15 protein-coding genes and 1 pseudogene are annotated in these 20,077 nt (G+C 58.9%); 10 read left to right on the forward strand and 6 right to left on the reverse strand.

Translation table 11 applies throughout. The features are described from left to right. The first annotated feature begins 116 nt into the window (after positions 1-116). Positions 117-755, forward strand: coding sequence for a flavin reductase family protein (locus ACVIGB_RS44430; protein ID WP_456725277.1), 639 nt, complete (start codon positions 117-119; stop codon positions 753-755). A 265-nt stretch (positions 756-1,020) separates the two neighbouring features. On the opposite strand, the gene ACVIGB_RS44435 is transcribed toward ACVIGB_RS44430, so the two are convergent. After that, a complete protein-coding gene (locus ACVIGB_RS44435; RefSeq protein ID WP_456724544.1) occupies positions 1,021-1,491 on the reverse strand; it encodes a MarR family winged helix-turn-helix transcriptional regulator in 471 nt (156 codons plus the stop codon). Between the two features lie 512 nt (positions 1,492-2,003). Here ACVIGB_RS44435 and ACVIGB_RS44440 point away from each other — a divergent pair. From ACVIGB_RS44440 to ACVIGB_RS44455, 4 genes are read left to right on the forward strand one after another with little or no spacing between them, the layout of a single operon-like run. After that, positions 2,004-4,034 (forward strand): FUSC family protein, encoded by a 2,031-nt coding sequence (locus tag ACVIGB_RS44440; RefSeq protein WP_456724543.1) that lies wholly within the window; start codon positions 2,004-2,006, stop codon positions 4,032-4,034. Further along, positions 4,031-4,255 carry a DUF1656 domain-containing protein gene (locus ACVIGB_RS44445; protein ID WP_456724542.1) on the forward strand — a complete coding sequence of 75 codons (225 nt, stop codon included), beginning with the start codon at positions 4,031-4,033 and terminating at the stop codon, positions 4,253-4,255. The genes ACVIGB_RS44440 and ACVIGB_RS44445 overlap by 4 nt, the downstream gene beginning before the upstream one ends. Then, entirely contained in the window at positions 4,255-5,253 is a 999-nt protein-coding gene (locus ACVIGB_RS44450; RefSeq protein WP_456724541.1) for an efflux RND transporter periplasmic adaptor subunit, read from the forward strand. The genes ACVIGB_RS44445 and ACVIGB_RS44450 overlap by 1 nt, the downstream gene beginning before the upstream one ends. A gap of 44 nt (positions 5,254-5,297) precedes the next feature. Continuing rightward, entirely contained in the window at positions 5,298-6,728 is a 1,431-nt protein-coding gene (locus tag ACVIGB_RS44455) for an efflux transporter outer membrane subunit (protein ID WP_456749408.1), read from the forward strand. Between the two features lie 108 nt (positions 6,729-6,836). Here ACVIGB_RS44455 and ACVIGB_RS44460 read toward each other — a convergent pair whose 3' ends face one another. Next, positions 6,837-7,733: a LysR family transcriptional regulator gene (locus ACVIGB_RS44460; protein ID WP_456724539.1), complete on the reverse strand. Its 897-nt coding sequence runs from the start codon at positions 7,731-7,733 to the stop codon at positions 6,837-6,839. A gap of 459 nt (positions 7,734-8,192) precedes the next feature. Between ACVIGB_RS44460 and ACVIGB_RS44465 the strand changes: the two genes are divergently transcribed. The 4 genes from ACVIGB_RS44465 to ACVIGB_RS44480 all read left to right on the forward strand — a co-directional run bounded on the left by ACVIGB_RS44465 (position 8,193) and on the right by ACVIGB_RS44480 (position 11,321). Next, positions 8,193-8,747, forward strand: coding sequence for a gamma-glutamylcyclotransferase family protein (locus ACVIGB_RS44465; protein ID WP_456749332.1), 555 nt, complete (start codon positions 8,193-8,195; stop codon positions 8,745-8,747). A gap of 690 nt (positions 8,748-9,437) precedes the next feature. Beyond that, on the forward strand, positions 9,438-10,340 hold the full coding sequence (locus tag ACVIGB_RS44470; protein ID WP_456724537.1) for an alpha/beta fold hydrolase: 903 nt from the start codon (positions 9,438-9,440) through the stop codon (positions 10,338-10,340). Further along, a complete protein-coding gene (locus ACVIGB_RS44475; RefSeq protein ID WP_456724536.1) occupies positions 10,327-10,833 on the forward strand; it encodes a PaaI family thioesterase in 507 nt (168 codons plus the stop codon). The genes ACVIGB_RS44470 and ACVIGB_RS44475 overlap by 14 nt, the downstream gene beginning before the upstream one ends. 305 nt (positions 10,834-11,138) lie before the next feature. After that, positions 11,139-11,321 (forward strand): hypothetical protein, encoded by a 183-nt coding sequence (locus ACVIGB_RS44480; protein WP_456724535.1) that lies wholly within the window; start codon positions 11,139-11,141, stop codon positions 11,319-11,321. A gap of 582 nt (positions 11,322-11,903) precedes the next feature. Here ACVIGB_RS44480 and ACVIGB_RS44485 read toward each other — a convergent pair. The 4 genes from ACVIGB_RS44485 to ACVIGB_RS44500 form a co-directional block, all read right to left on the reverse strand. Beyond that, positions 11,904-13,493: an MFS transporter gene (locus ACVIGB_RS44485; protein ID WP_456725276.1), complete on the reverse strand. Its 1,590-nt coding sequence runs from the start codon at positions 13,491-13,493 to the stop codon at positions 11,904-11,906. A gap of 485 nt (positions 13,494-13,978) precedes the next feature. Continuing rightward, positions 13,979-16,207, reverse strand: a complete 2,229-nt coding sequence (locus tag ACVIGB_RS44490) for a molybdopterin-containing oxidoreductase family protein (protein ID WP_456749333.1) — start codon at positions 16,205-16,207, stop codon at positions 13,979-13,981. 83 nt (positions 16,208-16,290) lie between these two features. Next, positions 16,291-16,890 (reverse strand): TetR/AcrR family transcriptional regulator, encoded by a 600-nt coding sequence (locus ACVIGB_RS44495; RefSeq protein ID WP_456724534.1) that lies wholly within the window; start codon positions 16,888-16,890, stop codon positions 16,291-16,293. A 59-nt stretch (positions 16,891-16,949) separates the two neighbouring features. Further along, positions 16,950-18,353, reverse strand: a complete 1,404-nt coding sequence (locus ACVIGB_RS44500; protein WP_456724533.1) for a hypothetical protein — start codon at positions 18,351-18,353, stop codon at positions 16,950-16,952. Positions 18,354-18,970: 617 nt separating this feature from the next. On the opposite strand from ACVIGB_RS44500, the pseudogene ACVIGB_RS44505 reads away from it, so the two are divergent. Continuing rightward, positions 18,971-19,912: pseudogene (locus ACVIGB_RS44505) on the forward strand (GlxA family transcriptional regulator); the annotation flags it as partial. Between the last annotated feature and the right edge of the window lie 165 nt (positions 19,913-20,077).

The following is a 20,077-nucleotide window of genomic DNA, read 5'->3' on the forward strand; positions in this document are numbered from 1 at the left end:
TGGTGCGGGTTGCAACACCATAAGTCGATTGTTGAACGAAGGCAGCGCGTGCGCCAGCGCTGTGAAGACGTCATCGCAGACGAAACCAGGGGCATTCGAAGTTGAACCATCGCAACATGCATTATCACGAGCCTTCGCAAGGGCACGGATTAAAGTACAATCCGTTCAACGCGATTATTGCACCGCGCCCGATTGGTTGGATTTCTTCGCGTGATGCAAAGGGTCAGCTCAACCTAGCTCCATACAGCTTTTTCAACGCCTTCAATTATGACCCGCCTATCTTGGGCTTTGCTTCGATCTCTTGGAAGGACAGTGTCAAAAACGTCTCCGAGACCGGGGAGTTTGTCTGGAACCTGGCGACCAAAGAGTTGGCTGAGCAGATGAACCGTACCTCGTTGCCCGTTGAGCACGACGTGGACGAGTTTCAGCTGGCCGGCTTGACGGCCGCGCCCAGTAAACATGTTGACGTCCCGCGGGTGCTCGAAAGTCGCGCGGCCATGGAATGCAAGGTAACGGAAATCGTTCAATTCAAGAACTGGAAGGGCGAGAAAGTAGAGGGATGGCTAGTCCTCGGTGAAGTTGTCGCCGTCTACATTGATATGTCGTTGATCAAGGATGGTGTCTATCAGACGGCGCTAGCGAACCCGATTCTGCGCGCCGGTCGCGGCGGCGATTATCTAGAGGTCACGCAGGATCGAATGTTCGAGATGGAGCGTCTCCCAGGAACCAGCAAGCCCGCGTTCCATGGTTCTTAACCACTCTGTCGGAGCGAGAAAATGCACGACATCTTGCAAATCCTTGCGACCAAAGGAGTTACGCTACCGGCATGCGGCGCGACGAACGCTGATCGGAGAGTGGGTGAGGTTACGAGTAGCCGGACGCCCGCCGACCGCATGCTCCGCGCAGGTGGGCTTGCTAAAGGCGTCCGGCCACTATCGCGCAACATTACGACGCTGGATGGATAAAAGGGATCCACGACTTCAGTGCTATGGTCGAGAGGTGGGCTTGATTCAACTGTCTCTAAAGCGCGCTGAGCAAAGCGCGCAGTTCGAAAGCTTTTTCCTGGCCGAGCTTCTGGTTTACTCGCGACTGCGCATTATCCCAGAGCAGGGTGCCAACGTTGCAAATTCGCCGGCCCTTCTTCGTAAGGTCAGCCGTGGTCACGCGCTGATCTACGCCCTTCTTGAGCACAAGCAAACTCATCTTCTCCATCACGCGAACATTGCGGCCGATCGTAGAGCGATCAAGTTCAAGGAGGTCGCCGAGCTGTGTCAGGGCAATTTGACCCTGCTGTTCCAGGACCTTCAGGAGGGCGAACTGAGCGACGTTAACTCCCGTCGGGGCGAGCGTCTCATCATATAGCGCCGTGATCCTGCGCGCAGCGCTGCGGGCGGTAGTGCAATAGCAGGGGAATTTCATGATTACATGTATACACCCGTAATGGACGACGCGCAATTTCGTCGTCCCCAGCTCGAAAAGTGCGATGCGCAAGCGGGGGTTTTCGCGGCATTTGATACCTCAAAGGTTGAGTACCCCACCCAAACGGTCTTGGACCGTCGCGCGGTTTCGACAGTAGCAGTACGTCTGCAAGCAGCAATCCGCGCGACGGCGATGCACACTCGGTGCGACCGCCACAATGAATGGACGCTACTTGCCGGAGTTTTCATCGCAGTTTCGAAGCCAAAAAGCGGGACACAGCATTTCGTGGCGTCAAAATGTGAGCCTGCAAATAGTTCACCTCTTCCCGCAAAGATGCTGAACGGGAGCGGGGCTGCCTTCGTATTGCCCACCGCTGAACGACTATTCGTGATGATGCCATTCGCTGAACGATTGCCTCGGTCAAAGCCAAGTGCTCGGTCAGCGTGGACGAGTTGCTACTCCGGACAAAATCGTGTCGCGGGTTGCGTCGCCGATCGGGGCTTGAGGAAGGAAGTACGTCGCCGGACCGCTTGTCGACCCGAGGCTGTCTCTGCCGCTCGAATGCGGAGCAGGGGCGGTACGGCATGCTGACCTGGCCGACCCATCGGGCGTTGCTCTCCGCTCTCAGCGGATACCTTGCCGTTATTCTGGCTCTCTTTGTCGCGTTCGCACTGGATCTGCCAAATCCCTGGTGGGCAATGGCCACGGTCTATCTCGCTCAGCCTCCCAGAGCGCTCGTCGGCGCAATCTGGGCGAAGGCGTTCTACCGCGTCGCGGGGACGCTCGTCGGCATGGTCGCGTCGATCGTGTTGATTCCCAATCTCGCGAATTCGCCGGAATTGATGATTCTCGCCTTGGCGGGCTGGATTGGGCTCTGCGTGTTCGCCGGAGTCCTCGACCGGACACCGCGATCATACACCTTCATGCTCGCCGGCTATACTGTTGCGCTGATCGGCTTGCCGGCGGCGGCGCATCCGGAAGGGATCTTCGATGTTGCCGCAACGCGTGCGCAGGAGATCATGATCGGTGTCCTTGCTCCCGCGCTGGTCCAGAGCCTTCTTTTTCCCCAGAGCGTTGCGTCCGTGATGACCCAGAAGCTGGACGACGTCATCGGGCGAGCGCGATCGCGGATTAGCGAGGGGCTTCGCTCGCCAGTACCTGTTGCGCCACCATGGGATATCGCGGTCCAACTGACCGAGGTCAACTTGTTGGCGTCCGATTGGCGCTTCGAAGGAGCTTTCTCACGGTTTCGGCAGCGCGCGCTTTGGGCGCTTGAGGAACGGCTGGTCGCCCTGTTGCCGCTGGTCACCGCGGTCGAGGACCGATTGGCTGTCGTTCGCGGCGCGGGAACTCCGGACTTGGCTGCTCTGACAACCCGAATTGCCGCCTGGGTGACGACGGCCGATGAAGCGGGCGTCGAAGCGCAAGGACTGGTTGCTCGAGAGATCAAGGCAATTGCGCCGCAGCTTGGGCCAGCGTCCAACTGGAGGGAAACGGTAGCCGCAAGTCTGATGGGTCACCTGACCGAGCTTGTGACGATCTGGCAGGAATGTATGGTGCTCAATGCGGCCATTCGCGCGTCCAACGCGCGCGTGCGCCGCGCGGCGAGTCATCTGATTGCGGGTGCTAAACCTCGCGCGCTTCATGTCGATAGAGGTATCGCCTTTCTGTCGGCAGCTGTTTCCGCCTTGACCGTGGTTTGGGTCGCGGCCTTCAGCATCGCGATACAATGGGAAAGCGCGGCCTTTGCGGTAGGGACGGCTGCGCTATGTTGCTCGCTCTTTGCGGCCGCCGACGATCCGACGCCGCTTGTGAAAGACATGGTGATCGGTTTTCTGATTGCGATGCCGTTGCCGTTGTTCTTTTCGTTCGTGGTCCTTCCCAGGATCGACGGGTTCGTCATGCTGGCAGTAGTATTGTTTCCGATTCTCACTGTTCTGGGTCTCCTGCTCACCTATCCCAAGCATTACGTAAAGGCACTCGGGGCGACGGTTGCATTTTCCGGCGGCCTTGGGTTGCAACCAAGTTTCGTTGCGACCTTGCCAAACTTTATGAACATCTACTTGCCTTTGGTTCTGGGGCCGATCTTTGCTCTGACAGGGTTGGGCTTGGCGCGGGCCCTTCCGGTTCAGCACGTGGTTCGGCGGATCTTGCGTGCTGGCCGGCAAGAGCTCGCGGCTCTGGCGAGCGCGGGGCCGTCGCCGACCCCGGTGATTTGGACCAGTCGAATGCTGGATCGCGTCGGCCTCCTTCTGCCGCGTCTTTCGCGCATCGGAGTGAGCGAGGAGGGCGAGTTGGCCGAGGCGCTGCGGGACCTGCGGCTCGGTATGAGCGTCGTCGAGTTGCAGCGGCTAAGCGGTTCGGTTGACTCCGAGACACGCCGGAACGTCGACGCAGCGCTCGCCGAACTGGCCAAGCATTTTGACGAGCTTTCCCGTGGCGACGCCGCGCCTATTCCAACAGGCATCGTCGTTCGGCTCGATGCCGCAATGACGGGAATTCTCCGGTTATCGGATTCCGCAGATCGTCGCGCCGGGGTCAGCGCGGTTATGAGCTTCCGGCGAACCTTGTTTCCACAAGCCCCTGCATATGATGGGAGCCGAGTAACAGAATGATCGCGGAAATCAGCATTTTCGGGGTGTTTTTCAGCGGGGTGCTTGCGACGGCCTGTCTCGCTGTCATTGGGCTGCTTATCGTCCGGCGCCTCTTTATCAAGGTGGGATTCTATCAACTCGTGTGGCATCCCCACCTGGTTGATCTCGCCTTGTTCATGATTCTGTGGGCGGTCATGACAATGATCACGCCGGCGCTCGCTGAGATGATCGAGAGGATTTGATGATGCGCTCGGCTGCTCTACGTGGTCGGTTTGCCCGTCCACTCTTGACGTTGGTCCTCGTCGTGATCGGGGTGGTGGCCTCCAAATGGCTGTGGATCTATTACCAGATTGATCCGTGGACGCGGGATGCCCGCGTTCGCGTCGACGTGGCGGACGTCGCGCCCGACGTTTCCGGCCTGGTGTTCGAGGTTGATGTCGTCGACAACATGCCGGTTCACAAAGGGCAGCGGTTGTTTGCCATCGACCGCCCACGCTTTGAACTCGCCCTTCAGCAGACCTTGGCAGCTCTCCAGCAGGCGACGGCCGGGCTCCAGCAAGCCGAAGCAGGGGTCCAGGTCCAAACGACCCTGCTGGCGCAAGCCCGCCGTGAGGATGCCCGCAATCGGAAGCTCGGCAGTCTTGTGCCAACAGAAACAGTCGAGCAGGGAGGTTCACGCATTGCGCAGCTTGAGGGTGCCGTTGCTCAGGCAGAAGCCACCGTAAGCCAGGCGCGAGCCGCGCTTGCTCAGGCGACCGCCGCGCGCGAGATCGCGCAGTTGAATCTGGAACGGACCATCGTGCTGGCGCCGGTGGATGGTGTCGCGGCAAATGTCATGCTGAGACCGGGTGACTATCTCACAGCGGGCCGTCCGGCGTTCGGCGTCGTTGCTGCCGCCTCTTTGCACATTGACGGCTATTTCGAGGAAACCAAGCTCGCAAACATTCACGTTGACGACAGCGTTACCATCGAACTCATGGGCGACAACCGCCGCCTCTTGGGTCACGTTGAAAGCATCTCGCCTGGGATCGAGGATCGTGAGCGTACACCGAGCAGCGGTTTGCTTGCGAATGTTAATCCCACTTTCAATTGGGTCCGACTGGCGCAGCGCATACCGGTTCGCATCCACATCGATCAGGCACCCATCGATCTCCCGTTGATCGCGGGTCGTACGGCCACCGTCGTTGTTCACCCTGGCGTTGCTGCGTCGGATTCGAGCCGGGTGTCGTGGCTGTGGTGAAAGGCATCCTGTCTTGCCTCGCCAAGGCGACAGCCATCTCCATGATGGCGACTGCCGCGGGTTGCGCGGTTGGGCCTGATTACCACCTTCCAACAGGAGCGTTATTCGATGCACCAGGAGCGCAAGTGCCTTTCGTCGGCGCGCACGGCAACCCAGCCGTCCAAAAGGGAGAGTTGCCGCCGAACTGGTGGCATATCTACCGTAGTCCGGATCTCGATCGCCTCATCGCCGACGCTATTGCGGAAAACACGGACTTGCGGGTTGCGGACGCCAATCTCGAGCGCAGTCATGCCATGGTTGATCTGGCGAAAGCCGCCGGTCAACCGAAGCTCGGCCTCGAAGGAGGGTATGAGCGGGCGTTGCCTTCGGCGGAGTCATACCTCTCGACTGCCATCCTGCCTGATATGAACCTCTACACGATCGGTCTGGCGGCATCCTATGAGGTAGACCTCTTCGGACGCATCAGGCGCGGTATTGAAGCGGCTCAAGCTGACGACGAAGCCGTCGAAGCTGCGCGCGACTGGATACGTGTGAGCGTCGTGGCCGACGTCACCCGCGCCTACCTTGAGGCCTGCACAGCTGGCGATGAACTCGCCGTCGCGCGCAGAAGCGTCGATTTGCAGCAGCAGAGTCTCGCAATTTCCCGCCGCCTGCAGGAGGCGGGACGAGCTTCAAGCCTGGACATAACGCGCTCGAAGGCGCTGGTGAATCAGCTGGAGTCAAGCATTCCCGCCTTCGAGGCGCGTCGGCGCAATGCCCTCTACCGATTGGCGGTACTCAGCGGCAAGCCGCCGGCCAATTTCGAAAAAAGCCTTAGCAAGTGTGCGTCGGCGCCTCCCATACGCCAACTGATCCCCGTCGGGGACGGTGCCGCGCTCTTAAGGCGCCGTCCGGACGTGAGGGCCGCCGAACGTACGTTGGCCGCCTCAACCGCGGAAATTGGCGTTGCGACTGCTGAGCTTTATCCGCGCGTGGTTCTCAATGCATCAATTGGTTCGGCGGGTCTCACGAGTGACTTCTTGGACCGCCAGACCAACGATTGGGCGGCTGGGTCAGGAATCTCGTGGCAGCTCAACCAAAGCGGCCCCCGCGCCAAGATCGCTGCGGCCACGGCAATGCAGAAGGCCCAGCTCGCCCGTTTCGATGGTGTCGTGCTTAGAGCGTTGCGCGACGTCGAAGTGGCGCTCAATATCTATAGCCACGATTTGCGGCGGCGGAAGAGTCTAGCCGCGGCTCGCGACGAGGCCGCCAAGGCGGTCGCTGACGCCAATCGTCTGCAGACAGACGGTCGACTCGGCGCCTTAGCTTCGTTAGACGCCGAGCGTACTCTAGCAAGTGCCGAGGCGGCACTTGCTGCCATTCGGGCGCAGATCGCTCAGGATCAGGTAACCCTTTTCTTGGCGCTGGGCGGCGGCTGGGAGACGCCGGCTCCACAATTGCACAGCCCGCCTGTCGTAGCGTCGCAGCGGAGCTGAAAGTCGCGAGGCCGCGAGCAATCCAAAATTGCTGCCGAAGCCAAGCATACCGGCATCATTTTGGCCGGTCCGGCTTGGGCCCCGCGGCGCTCTTGAAGAAGGCCGCCTTCATGGCATCGCCGTGACCATCGTGCCAAGTAGTTCATTGATTGAGCTCACCAGGGTCGGTTGGTACCCCTGCAGCCACGTCATGAGAATGGGGGACGTCCAACCTGGCTCGTCCAACTGTCGATAACAGACGTCGCTGCCGCGCATTCGCTGAACGACCGCCGGTACGATACAGATGCCATAGTCGGCGGCGACGAGTCCAAGGGCCACCTGCACGTCGCCTACCTCTATGACCTCCTTTGGGCGAAAACCGCCGTCGGCCAGCAGCCCACGCGGCGTGCTCGAATGGTGGCTTGCTGCGCCCGCGGGGCAAAGGATGAAAGTCTCGTCCGCCAGATCTCGAAGCGAGAGCGGGGCCGGCGCGTCATGCGCTAACGGATGATGGACCGGAAGCGCGGCGAAGAACGATTCCTCCCTGAGAAGGACCTGCGCCAAAGCAGGATCGGAAATACGCTCGCGGCCAAACCCTATCTCAATTCGGCCCTCGGTGAGGGCAGCCGCTTGCTGTTCCGCCGCCATTTCGAGCAATTCGAACCGCACGTGCGGATTCGTTTCCCGAAGCTTTCTCAATAGCTCCGGAAGCCGGCCATAGAGGATTGTGGTTTCCAAGCCAATTCGGAACGCCCGTTGGCTCGTCTGAGCAAGGAGCCGCGCATCCGGCGCCAAACGGTCCACGCGAGCGAGAATCTCGGAAGCGTATCGTTGAACCAATTCACCGGCGGGAGTCAATGTCAGTTGTCGGGATCGGCGATTGACGAGCGACGTTCCAAGCTCTTCCTCGAGCTTCCTTATCTGCCGGCTGAATGGCGGTTGTGCTATGTGCGCCTCGGCAGCCGCATAGGTGAAATTCAGGCTACGGGCTAAGGCAAGAAAATATCGAAGCTGCCTGAGTTCCATCGCGTCCCCCGGCGGGCGCGTAAGCGCCGCGGCGTATCAGCCGAAAGTCCAGCTTAGGAATCTGCGTCCGTTAGCAAGTTCTGGCCGCCAAATGCAGCGCAAAGGACCGCACCGGCCAATCCGAACCCGCAGGAGATCCGAAAGGACCCATGGGGCCTCTTTGAATCACCCCGCGAGGCGCGACTGCAACGGATTTTGCCTGGACGCTGGTGTACCGCAATTTGAGTTCCTGTCAAAAAAAGGGTAGATACCCGTATCGTAGGCCGGGTGCTCTGGTGTGTCAATGACAAGAGGTGCGTGCGGGACACTTCGCTGCTGCACGCCGCCGGGACGGTGGCTTAGATGCGTGTCCCTGTCTTGGATATTGCGCGACTACGTGCATATACCGTTATTGTGGATATTACGCGCTTCGACCCATGACGCTACGTTGGCGGAACGGTTATCGGTTCAGTCATGAGAATGAGAGTTTACTGGCGGCGGGCGATAGCTCGGTCTTGGATACTATCGAAATGGTACTATCGCTTGCATGGACTGCGGCTCACTGGCCGAAGTAATGATGCGGTCTGGTATTTCGCGTACGGATCAAACATGCATGACGAGGCCTTCCTCGAGCGTCGTCGTATGAGACCGACCGAATGGCGAGCCGGACGATTGAAGGGATATCGTCTGCGATTCAATCTGGACGGAATACCCAAGGGCAAATCCGCGCCGGCCAACATTCGTCCGGACCCGGATTCAGAGGTTTGGGGTGTGCTCTACAAAATCACGCACCGACAGATGCTTCGACTAGACCTTACCGAAGGAGTGCCGGGCAGGGCATACCGCCCCACATGGCTTGAGATGCATGACGTGGATGGGCAGACCGTCAGAGCCATGACGTACGTCGCAGAAGGCAAAGAAACGGACGGCTGCCCCTCGCTTCGGTACATCACGATGATCCGTGACGGCGCGCGAGCACACGGCCTTCCCAGCTCGTGGCTCCAGGTGTTGGAGAACGTGGTCCACGCCAAATGATCTTCCTCCGCGTGGCACCGCGGAGTTCCCGCCCGGCGCCGCCGCAGACTAGTCCGCCATGCAAGCGCTTCAGCTGTGATCTCGCCGATCCGCATGGCGAGGTCGAGCCGATCCTCGATCATGTCGCCGAACCGATCGCTGATGAGGAGCTCGACCTTCAACCTCAGACAACCGGCAAGCTAGGCCGGCAAACGCTGCACGAGGAAGCTCGCCCGGAGGTAGGCGTTAGGCCATATCGAGGCGCAAACGTTCTCCAATTCGTGCTCATCGGCGGCCGTATTGAGATCGATTCCAACATCGAGCGGGTGATCGGCCTCAAACAATCAAGCGCAAAACCGCACTCATCACGGCCAACGTCCGCAGATAGGCAACCATCGCCACCCCACTGCGGACGGCCAAATTGAACGACGTCGAGACGTTCCTCAGCCGGTTGTCCTATTTGGTGGCATTTAAGACCTTTCTGCGCGTCCGACCGAGAACTAATAACGCAGTGGCCCCGGTGTAGCCTTGGCGCTGTGTCCGGGGTGAAATTGGAGACGCCAAGCCCATCAAGGGCTCTCACGTTCCCGCTGGAGATAGACGTGACCACTCTTTGTTGCTCCGACAGGCCAGGCTCGCTTCCGGGGCGCGGCGGGGCTGTCGCGTAGCCCAGATCTGACGCAGACGCCGCAATAACGGGACCAACCAAGCATGACCTATCGGCACACCACGGCACCCACCCAGTTCGTTGAAGTCAACGGAATGAGCTTCGCTTATCGTCGTTTCGGGTCTGAAAGTGGTACGCCACTTCTTTTCATGCAACACTTCCGAGGCGGGATGGATCATTGGGATCCAACCGTCACAGATGGCTTTGCGAAGACTCGCCCGGTTATTTTGTTCGACAATGCCGGCGTAGCCGCATCGAGCGGTGAGACGCCAGACACGATTGACGCCATGGCAGAGCACGCTGCGGATTTTGTCGAGGCACTCGGACTTTCACAGATCGATCTGCTGGGGTTCTCCATTGGCGGATATGTCGCGCAGACCCTCGCGATGCGCCATCGCGAACTTATCCGCCGTCTCATTCTCGTCGGCACCGGTCCTCGGGCCGGCGAGCCACCTCAGGATCCCGGATATGCCCAATACGGCGCTATGACAGATCCCCAAACCGGGCAAAGCCCCATCGAGACGTACCTCTATTTGTTTTTTCGCCCGTCCCAGATGAGTCAAGCGGCGGGAAAGATGTTCTGGGCGCGCCGGCACGCCCGGAAGGAAGATGTGGATGTGTCCACGTCGGCGCAGACGATGGCGGCGCAGCGGGCGGCTATCACCGAATGGCGTCAACCTCGCGGGGAACGCTTCGAGGAACTTAAGACCATTACGCAACCGACGCTCGTCGTGAACGGCCATAGCGACATCATGGTTCCGACCATCAATTCGTTCACGCTCTCCCAGAAAATTCCGAACGCTCAACTCATTGTCTATCCAGATTCCGGGCACGGGTCGCTCTTTCAGTTTCCAGAACTCTTTGTGACCCATGCGACGATCTTCCTGGACGGACCCGCGGCGGCCGCCCCAGCCCAGTGGGGCGCGGTCGCTGGTGGACAAGCGTAACGATCAATCACCAATAAAAGCAGGCAAAGACGTGGATCCAAACAAACGCGTTTCGTCCGGAGCCGGGCTTGAGTACTTCAAAGCGCTCATAAAGGGTACCGCCCTGCGTGCGCCGATGCTCGAGCTATTCGACATCAATTTCGATTCAGCCGAGCCTGGCGCCGTCGTGATATCGGCAACGCCGACCACGAAATACTACAGTCCCCTGGAATTCGTGCATGGAGGTTATGCCGCCGTTCTGCTCGATACTTGCATGGCAGCAGCTATCATAAGTTCGCTTGAGCCGAATCTTGCCGCTGTGACGCTCGAATACAAAATAAACTTCGTAAGGCCGATGTCCGCCGATACGGGAGCAGTGCGGGGAGAGGGCAAGTCGCTATACATTGGCCGGCAGATGGCCATCGCGGAAGGCAGACTGCTCGACGCAGCCGGCAGAATTCTCGCGCACGGAACGACCACCTGCCACGTTCTGCGCAGAGATGAGCTTTCGTAGCACCGCTGAAGGACACGTAACCCTACCAAGGTCGATGTCGACCGTCCCAATAGTGTTAGGGCGTGAGTTGACACTGCCCTGGACGATGCCGGTTTGGCTCAATTGCTCGAAACTGAATCGGTTGGCAATTTTAGCCGAGGCCGGCCGGGAGCATTCGTCGAAGTCACGGACGCGGCCGGCGGATCGATCGACGCCCTCGATGTCTCGAAACGTGGGCTAAACGTCGTTTGGCGTACAGCCTAAATCCCCTAACTTCGCAGCCAACCGTTACGCACCGCCGCAGGAGCGATGCCGAATGACGGATCATGACGCGCTGGGAGCGAGGAGAACAGGCGATGGACTGTAGTGCTATGACGACGCTGGCGCTGTTATCGATGCCCGACATCGATCGGGACGACTTCGTTTTCGGTCAGTTACTTGTGTTAACAGCGGGATTATCACTTGTCTTGATCGCCAGACTATCGGCGATGCTGCTGTTTGGCTGGTAAGGGCCGAAGACACCCAGCAGGCGGAGATGCGGAGGCGCACTGCGACTTCCGCGCCGTGCCGTTTGAGCTCAGACGGTGCCGGCGCGGGCATTGTTCTCTTCATCATTGCTCCGACCGGCCCAATCGGTATCTTCTGGTGGAGGCCAGTCGTGTTGGAGGAGGCGGACCCATCGCTTGCGACCTAGTGGCCAAACCGGGGTTAGGTTGTGTGATGTTGAGAGGTGACCCAGCGTGATTGCTGGCTTTTGATTGGTCGTTGCACTTCGGTCGGGCCGTCCCACGCACAACCTGCCAGACCCCCTCCAATCCTGCTCTTTGCAACCGCTCGCCATTAAATTGTCGATCGGCGCACCGAAATAAATTGCACCGCGCCAATGAGGCGTAAACGAACTTGCGCGGTTGATACCATCATCCCGCGAAGTCGCCTGATTCGTCCTCCCGCCAAATAAGATCGATTTGTTGGCCGATGAGCGCGTCGTCTCGCGATCACCATTCGGGACAGCATGTCGTCGGGCTGGACTAAGCAATCGCATGGAGTGGCCGTTGCCGGCAATCGCATCCGCCAGCGCAACCCGATTTGCGTCAAGCCTCGGTGATATCGACGTCCTTGGTTTCCGGCAGAAAAACGAAGCCGATTACAAAGCTCAAGGTCGCGACGCCCACCGGGTACCATAGACCGGAATAGATATTCCCAGTCGCGGCAACGATGGCGAATACAGTCGCTGGCAGGAAACCGCCGATCCAGCCGCTACCGATGTGGTAAGGCAGCGACATGCCACTGTACCGGATACGGCTTGGGAACAATTCGACCAGCCATGCGGCCGTTGGGGCGTAAACAAGCGTCACGTAGATCACCAGGATCCACAGCAACACCGTCGTCATCAAGGTGTCGATTTCGGTCGGATCGGCCGAAGTCGGATAGCCATGGGCCTTGATCGCGGCGGGCAAAGCCGTGGCAAAATCCGGCGATGTCGCGGTCAGTATCTGGTCGCCGACCTTAACTTGCGTAGGGGTCCCTTTCTCTGCGTCCTGGTTGGTGTAGTTCACCGACAGACTGACTAGCGCTGACTTTGCGATATCGCAGCTCGTGGTGAACGTCTCGGTGCCCGTCGCTTTTAGCTGGAACGAGCACTCGCCCGGATCGGCGATAACGGTCACGGGTGCTGAGTTGAGCGCTGCCTCGAGTTTAGGGTTGGCGAAGTGTGTAATGCCTTTGAAGATCGGAAAGTACGTCACAGCCGCTAGCAGAAGCCCGGCCAGAACGATCGGCTTGCGGCCGATCCTATCCGATAGCCAGCCAAACAGGACGAAGGCAGGCGTACCAAGCGCCAGCGCGACCAAAAGCATGATCTGTGCAATGACAGTAGGCACCTTGAGAGTCTGGGTCAGAAAAAACAGCGCATAGAACTGTCCACTGTACCACACGACGGTTGCGCCCGCGGTCTCGCCCAAAAGAGCGAAAATAGCGGTCTTGGCACTGGACCAATTGGCAAAGGCGTCGATGAGCGGCCGCTTTGATGTTTTTCCCTCGTTCTTCATTTTCTGGAAAACCGGCGACTCGTTCAAGCTTAATCGGATCCAGATCGAAATCATAAAAAGGATCGCGGACAGCAGGAACGGAATACGCCAGCCCCAATCGCCGAACGATGCTTCGCCCAACCACGATCGGATGCCGAGGATCAGCAGCAACGCTAAGAAAAGGCCAAGCGTCGCGGTGGTTTGGATCCAGGAAGTATAGTAGCCGCGCCTGTTCATGGGCGCGTGCTCAGCGACATAGGTCGCCGCGCCGCCATACTCGCCTCCAAGCGCAAGGCCCTGCACCATGCGTAATCCGATCAGAACGGTCGGCGCGGCGATGCCCCAGGTATCGTAGCCCGGCAGCAGTCCGATGAAAAAGGTGCCGATACCCATCAGGGTCATCGTGGTCAGGAACGTATACTTCCGTCCGATCAGGTCGCCAAAGTGACCAAAAACCAACGCGCCGAATGGGCGCACCACGAAGCCAGCCGCGAACGCCAGCAGCGCAAAGATGAAGCCGACATTCGGCGGCACATTGGAGAAGAAGTATTTGGCGAGAAACGAGCTGAGCGTTCCGTAAATGAAAAAATCGTACCACTCAAAGGCCGTGCCAAGCGAGGCGGCGAAGATAACCTTCCGTTCCTCGGCAGTCATGCCCTCGGCGCGCACACCGCTGTCCGCTACGTCAGATATTGTCACTGCTTGCTCCCCCCCCTTTAAAATTGTTCTTCCATTCGTGCCAAATCGTCCGCTGCGAGGCAGCCGTACTGATCATTACTGCTGCGAGCAGCTCGAAGACGTTCCCGCTACAGCAATACGAATCAGCCGGAATCAACGATGACCGAGATGAGACGAGCGCGGATCAAGCCGCTACGCCAGACCCCACTTCCTCATTGATCGGAAGTGCACCATCTAGATAATTTAACGGCGGCGCTGCGCGCGCAGAAGGTCATATACGCCACCTTTCGAGACGCCAAGGAAGGCCCGGTCGTTGCAAAGACCGCATCGGAATCGACCGTTGTGTTGTATGTTCAAGCGCGGCTGTCGCTTCGAACGGCCGTTGGGCCGATTTGCCGGCTACATACATATGAGGTTTGCACAATGAACTGGGCTTGTCGGACCGCCCGCAGCGAAAGCAGTCATTCGGCGTTGACGGTCCCGGGTAGCGCCCACCGGGTTACGCGATCAGGCTCTGGCCCGATTGCCAACTTACGCACTGCGCAAGGCAAGCCCTTCAGATGCGGAATTCCTTGCTCGATATCCAAATAGTCGTCAGTGTCGGGACAAATCTGTGCGTCAGCGAACTCCCAGGCGCCGGAAAGCTCCTTCTTTCCTTCCGGCATTTCCGGCTTCCACCATCCGTGAGGAACGCGGATCAGGCCCGCGGGCATGTCGGCACGTATGGCTGTCCGTCCCTTGCAGCACCCTTGGATCGTCGAAACCTCAATCCATTCACCTCCTACCACACCGATCGTGGCGGCGTCGTTGGGATGCAGAAATATCTCAGGCTCGGGACGGCGCGAACGCAACGAGGCAATGTGGCGGTGGCCGGTCTGGAAAAATTCGTCCTCGCGCACCCCGGTGAACGCCATGAACGGAAACGCGGGATCTTGCGGCGGTTCCCCGCGATAGTAGGGCAGCGGATCGAAGCCCAATGACTCCAAGACAGCTGATTTGAGTTCGACCTTGCCAGACGGCGTAGCAAAGCCCGTCGTTTCGTACTTTTTGAAGCCAAGCTTTCTCATGTGATAAGGATGCTTCTCGGCGAATTGAGAGAATTTCAGTCCGAGCGCGGCCACCCGGAAATCGAGAAGTTCCTCTGAGTTCTTCCACGGAAATCTATCGCCAATCCCTAGTCTGGCGGCCAAACCACGCCAAAAGTCGTAGACGCTCCGGCACTCGCCGGGCGGGTCCATCGTCTTCTGTGAAGGACGGAAGATCGAGGTCCATCCAAATCCATCGGACAGGCTCGCACGCTCCAGCCAACTGTCGCTCGGTAGAACATAGTCCGCCAACTGTGAGGTGGGCGTCATCATATGTTCGAACGAGACGATCAGCTCTTGGTTCATCAAGGCGCGGTAGATCAATTGCAGATTTGCAAAACTCAAAAGAGTATTGTTGCCGAGCGTAAAGAAGGCTTTCACCGGATACGGTATGCCGTCCGCCATGGCCTTAAAGACCGCGGAAGGATTGGCCATATAGCTGCCTGATATTAGATTGGCGTACTCCTTGCCCCAAACGCGCTTCGTCGGCTCTCGCAGTGCCTGCATGCCCCGGTAGGTGAACGCCGGATGCTTTTCAGAGCCAAGTTGTTTGCCTTTTTGAGCCTCAGAGAGTTCATCGTGGAGCTCGATTTCGCTCTCGGATACGATATCTGGATGAAATCCATGCAAGACTTCCCCGCCAGGAACGTCAAGATTTCCCGTCAGTGCACGAAGAGTGCAGTGCAGCCGAATTGCAGACGTGCTGTTTCGCTGTTGATCCGTGATCGGCGTCCAGGGAATGACGCCTGGAGTTGTGGTCGCATACAGGCGCGCGGCGGCGACAATTCTGTCGGCGGAAACTCCCGTGATCTCGGCGACGCGCTCGAGCGGAAACTCGTTGACACGCGCGCGAAGCTCTTCAAATCCCGTGGTCCACTGCGCGACAAAATCCCTATCGTAGAGACCTTCGTCGATGATGACTTTAAGCCAGCCCATGCACATCGCGGCATCGGTTCCGGCCCGCAGTGGGAGCCATATATCCGCAAGCTCGGCATTCTCGCTGCGTCGCGGGTCCAACACGATCAACTTTGCGCCGCGTTGTTGGGCGGCACGAATGGAATTGTAAACCGGCGTCCAGCTATGCTTTCGCGGGTTATGACCGAACAGGACGATACATTTGGTTTTCGGATAGTCGGGGTAGGGAAACCAACCGTAGACCATCCGGTTGATCGCGGCGGTATTGCCGGCGCAGAGGGCGACTCCGCTCATCCAGTTCGGATTGCCCAGCAGATTCATGAAGCGGCGGCCGACGCCGCTGTCGGACTGCACATTCCACGGGCTGGCTGACACGGCAAAGCCTTCTGGCCCGTATTTCTCAGTCACCGCAGAGAGGCGGGTAGCGATATCGTCCAAGGCCTCGTCCCAAGTCGCTCGCTCCCACCGTCCGGAGCCCCGCTCGCCCACCCGACGGAGCGGGAACCTGACCCGGTCCGGGTGCACAAACCCCTCAGGCGCGTGAACGCCCTTCATACATATGTTGGCGCGAAACGGAGCATTGTCGATGGCCTTGATGCGAGCGGTGCCACTAGCGGAAACCTCAGCAACCACCTGACAGTAAATGTCGCAGCTCGAGCATAAGACGCGCTTTTGGTCCGTCATGAACATTCTCCAATGAGTGGTCGCTTTTCAAGTCACGGCCGCCAGAGGTTGCCGCGCATAGATAATCCGCTGGGGCGGTCTGCGAACGATCACTCGAACATTCGCAGGGTGGCATTTCGCCTGGCTGACCGACGATCGGTTGTTCGTTTCAGCGATTGCTCCGACGTTGCCAAGACATCAGGAGAATCGACGGCGGCGGCCGCAAGCAGAACGCGCGCCGCGTCCCAAGCCGCGCGGGCCACCGTGGGATCTCTGCGTATGACGGTGGCCGCTATCGCGCCGTCAATCAGCAGCATCAGTTGCGTGGCCAGGCGCTCCGGATGAGCTATTTGCAGCCGCCCTAGCAGTTCGAGAAGCCAGTTACGACGTTGGTTCTTAAAGGCGAGAGCGAGCTCGTTCGCAGCGTGATCTGGATCTTTCAGCTCGACGACGGCGTTCACGAACGGACAACCTTGAGACTCCTCGTCGGCAAGACTTCGCTCGAGTTGAACGAAACTCTCCAATATTTGCTCTTCCGCAGGCTTCTCGGAGATCGAAATGGGAATCAGACGACGAGCGAGATAAGCAGTGATGAGGTGGTCTTTGGAGGGGAAATAGTTGTACAGGGTCCGCTTGCTGATCCCGGTTTCCTCCGTGATTTTGTCCATGCCGACCGCTCGGATGCCTTCGCGATAGAACAAACTGTCCACCGTTTCTAGGATCCGCTCTCGCATAGCTCGTCTGCCGATGAACCTTCCCATAGCGGCAATCAGTTCAGCAGGTGCCGAGTGGGACGCGCCGGCTCGGCGACCCATGCCCGACGGAAGACGCCAGCGATCTTGGCGCGGGATATCTCCTTTTCGGCGACGGCCGGGAATTTCGGAAAATGCTCGTCATGGAAACTGTCGGTGACGAATGGCAGCATTAAAAATCCAAGATATTCTCCGGATGCGGAAAGCGCGGCGGGGTCGCCGACGAGGGCGGTGCGCGTGGCCATGCCCTTGGAGCTTCCCGTCTGCCAATGAAGCTCGCGGAATTCCCGTTGTTCGACTTCTGGAGCCGAAAGAACGCGGATAGCGCTTTGCTTTGAGATGAGATAGAGAGTCTGGTCTCGGTCGAGTGCTATATTGGCGCCTCGCAGTTGTTTTAGTTCGGCCAAGATCGGGGCCTTCGACGACGGATTGGCCAAGGCTATCGCCGTTAAGCCGAACAACGCGTCGAAGACCATCATGGGATGCTCGGCTTGCGCCAACCTTCGTAGATAGCTTTCCACGACGCTTTCGCCGAAGGCGGAGGCTGACTTGGCCGCGATCGCAGCCAGCCAAAAGGTACGCTCCCTCAGGAGCACGAAGCTTGGCGTCCAGGTCTCCCAGACGAAGCTATTGGCCATATCCGCAAGCCAGGGCCGAGAGTCGCGGCTCGAGGCCAACAGGATAAGTTGCCCCAGTGCATGAACGAGCTGCCAGTAGACGCGCAGGCTCATGGCGCCGGTTCCTGGCGTTCCGCTCAATTCGCGGCGTACAACCGAGCGAAGCGTATCGAGAACGTTCACGACCCGCATCGCGGCTTTGTAGGACAGTTGCTCGAGCAGGGGGGCCCACTCAAATATCTCATGAAAGCTAGCGCGTGATTGTACGAGTGTCGGCTCAAAAAGAGGCTCAAGAACGTTGTAGGCATCCTTCACGGCGCCTGTTCGCTGCATCGAGACTTGCAGTGATTGTTCAAATTCCGGCCGTGTTCGAATTGCTTCATCGAGATCGATGGTTGGCAACCCGGCCTGTCGCCCGCGAGAGATCGAGTGGCCGCATCCCCCCACCTTGAGCCAGCTCTGGTTCTTTGACTGACCAATCAGAAATTCCCTGTCCGGGTGGATTGCAGCAATTTCGGCCAGTCGTTCGCGAAGCGAAGCGTCTCGCGTGATAGCCATTGCTTCAGCCAGTCGCACGACCATATCGTTGCGCGCGGCCCCTAGTAGCTCAACCAAATTGTGGTAATCGGGATTTACCGCTAGCATTTCGTTGGCGCTTTCGTCGAATCCGAAATCATGTTGGCATGCATTTCGGTCGAGTGCGGAAAATAGGCGATCAAACCGCTCCGCCAAACGACGTTTTGCCGACGTTTTAGGACGTCGAACGAGCACTGAGAATCGCGGCATCTCGATCGGTTGCTTCAACCGCGATCGCAAGCCCCGAGTGATCAAGTCTGGGGCCGCGTGTAAAATATTGCGGGACCGTGTTCGGCCGCCATCGCCGGAGCGACTGACTATCGCTTCCGTTATGACCTCACACCGCGAGATACGTCCTGTTTCGGCTGAAAAGTTGGGCCATCAAGCATGATCCGCCCACGGAATCGGATGACTTGAATGCGCGCGGTGGGGGCTGATGTTCCCTAATGTTGCCGGACTTGTGTCTTGACAGGACGTGACCGGTCAGTAACTATCTGCGAACCGTGGCGAATGACTGCCTAATTCGGCTCGAGAGAGGCGGTATAGGGTGATGAGGCCGAAATTGTCGCCTTGTCGGCGCTTTGCCGATGAAGCGCGACGTGCGGTGCTCAATCGTCTTGGACTACGCCGACTTGCTGATCGCGGACCCTCTCGAACGCCAGCGCAGGCGGCAACGCCCTGCTCTTAGTTGGCAACAGGACGCAGCCAAATGCGCAGATGGTTCGAGACGCCGACAAGCTCCGAATGGCCGGACCCGATTTCCAACCAAAACGAGCGGATGAGACGGCAAAGCCAACCGCGGCACGGAATCAAGCATTTTCAATAAACGACGATGGGAGGTCTCCATGCAGCGGATAGGAGTGGTTACGTTTCCGGGCTTTCACGTGATGACTCTGGCGGCGATGTCCGTCTTCGAGTCCGCGAACTCGGAGCTTGGCGAGCATCGCTACGACGTTCACTTCTTGTCAGAGAACGGTGGACGAGTGAGGTCATCGGCCGGGTTCGTGGTCGAGACCGAGCCGTTCGGGAATCCCCTGTTCGACACGGTCATCGTCGGCGGAAGCACGGAGCCATCCTTTAGACCTTCCGAGGGTATGCTGGCCTACCTTCGAAGGGCTTTCGACGTATCGCGCAGGATGGCCGCGACTTGTGTCGGTACGTTTACGCTGGCCGAAGCGGGACTTCTCGACGGCAAGCGGGTGACGACGCATTGGGACCACGTTCGTGAACTTCAGATGCGATACCCGAAAGCTAAGGTACAGGAGGACCGAATCTTCGTCATCGACGGATCGATATGGACATCGGCGGGCATGACCGCGACGATGGATCTGGTACTGGCGATGGTCGAACGGGACGTCGGGCCTGAACTCGCGAGGACGATCGCCAAGCAGATGGTGGTCCACCACCGGCGCTCCGGCGGTCAGTCGCAAATTTCGGCCCTTCTTGAGCTTGAACCCAAGTCCGATCGAATTCAAAATGCGCTCGAATTCGCAAGAAAGAACCTGCATACGGAACTTACGGTCGAAAGCCTTGCAGACGCGGCTCATTTGAGTCCACGACAATTCACGCGAGCCTTCGCGGCCGCCACCGGCGAATCGCCGGCAAAGGCGATCGAAAAGCTGCGTCTCGAAGCCGCGCGGTTATTGTTGGAGGACAGCCGGCATCCGATTGAGCATATCGCGAACCAGACGGGCTTTGCGGATCGCGAAAGAATGCGGCGAGCCTTCGTGCGTGCGTTCGGTGTACCGCCGCAGGCGATGCGCCGCCAAGCGCGAAAGGGGATGCAAGGAGCCAACGATATTCCGACAGGCTCATTGCCCGCGCTTCGTGAGGCCGATCTGATGGCAACCAAACAGCCAGCCACGCTGCAAGGCGACGCGCCGTCATTCCGCGACTTTCTCGCCGAACATAAGCGGTCCGCATTGCGATTCGGTCCTGGTCACTTCGTCCTG

It is taken from the genome of Bradyrhizobium sp. USDA 4341 (genome assembly GCF_054063755.1).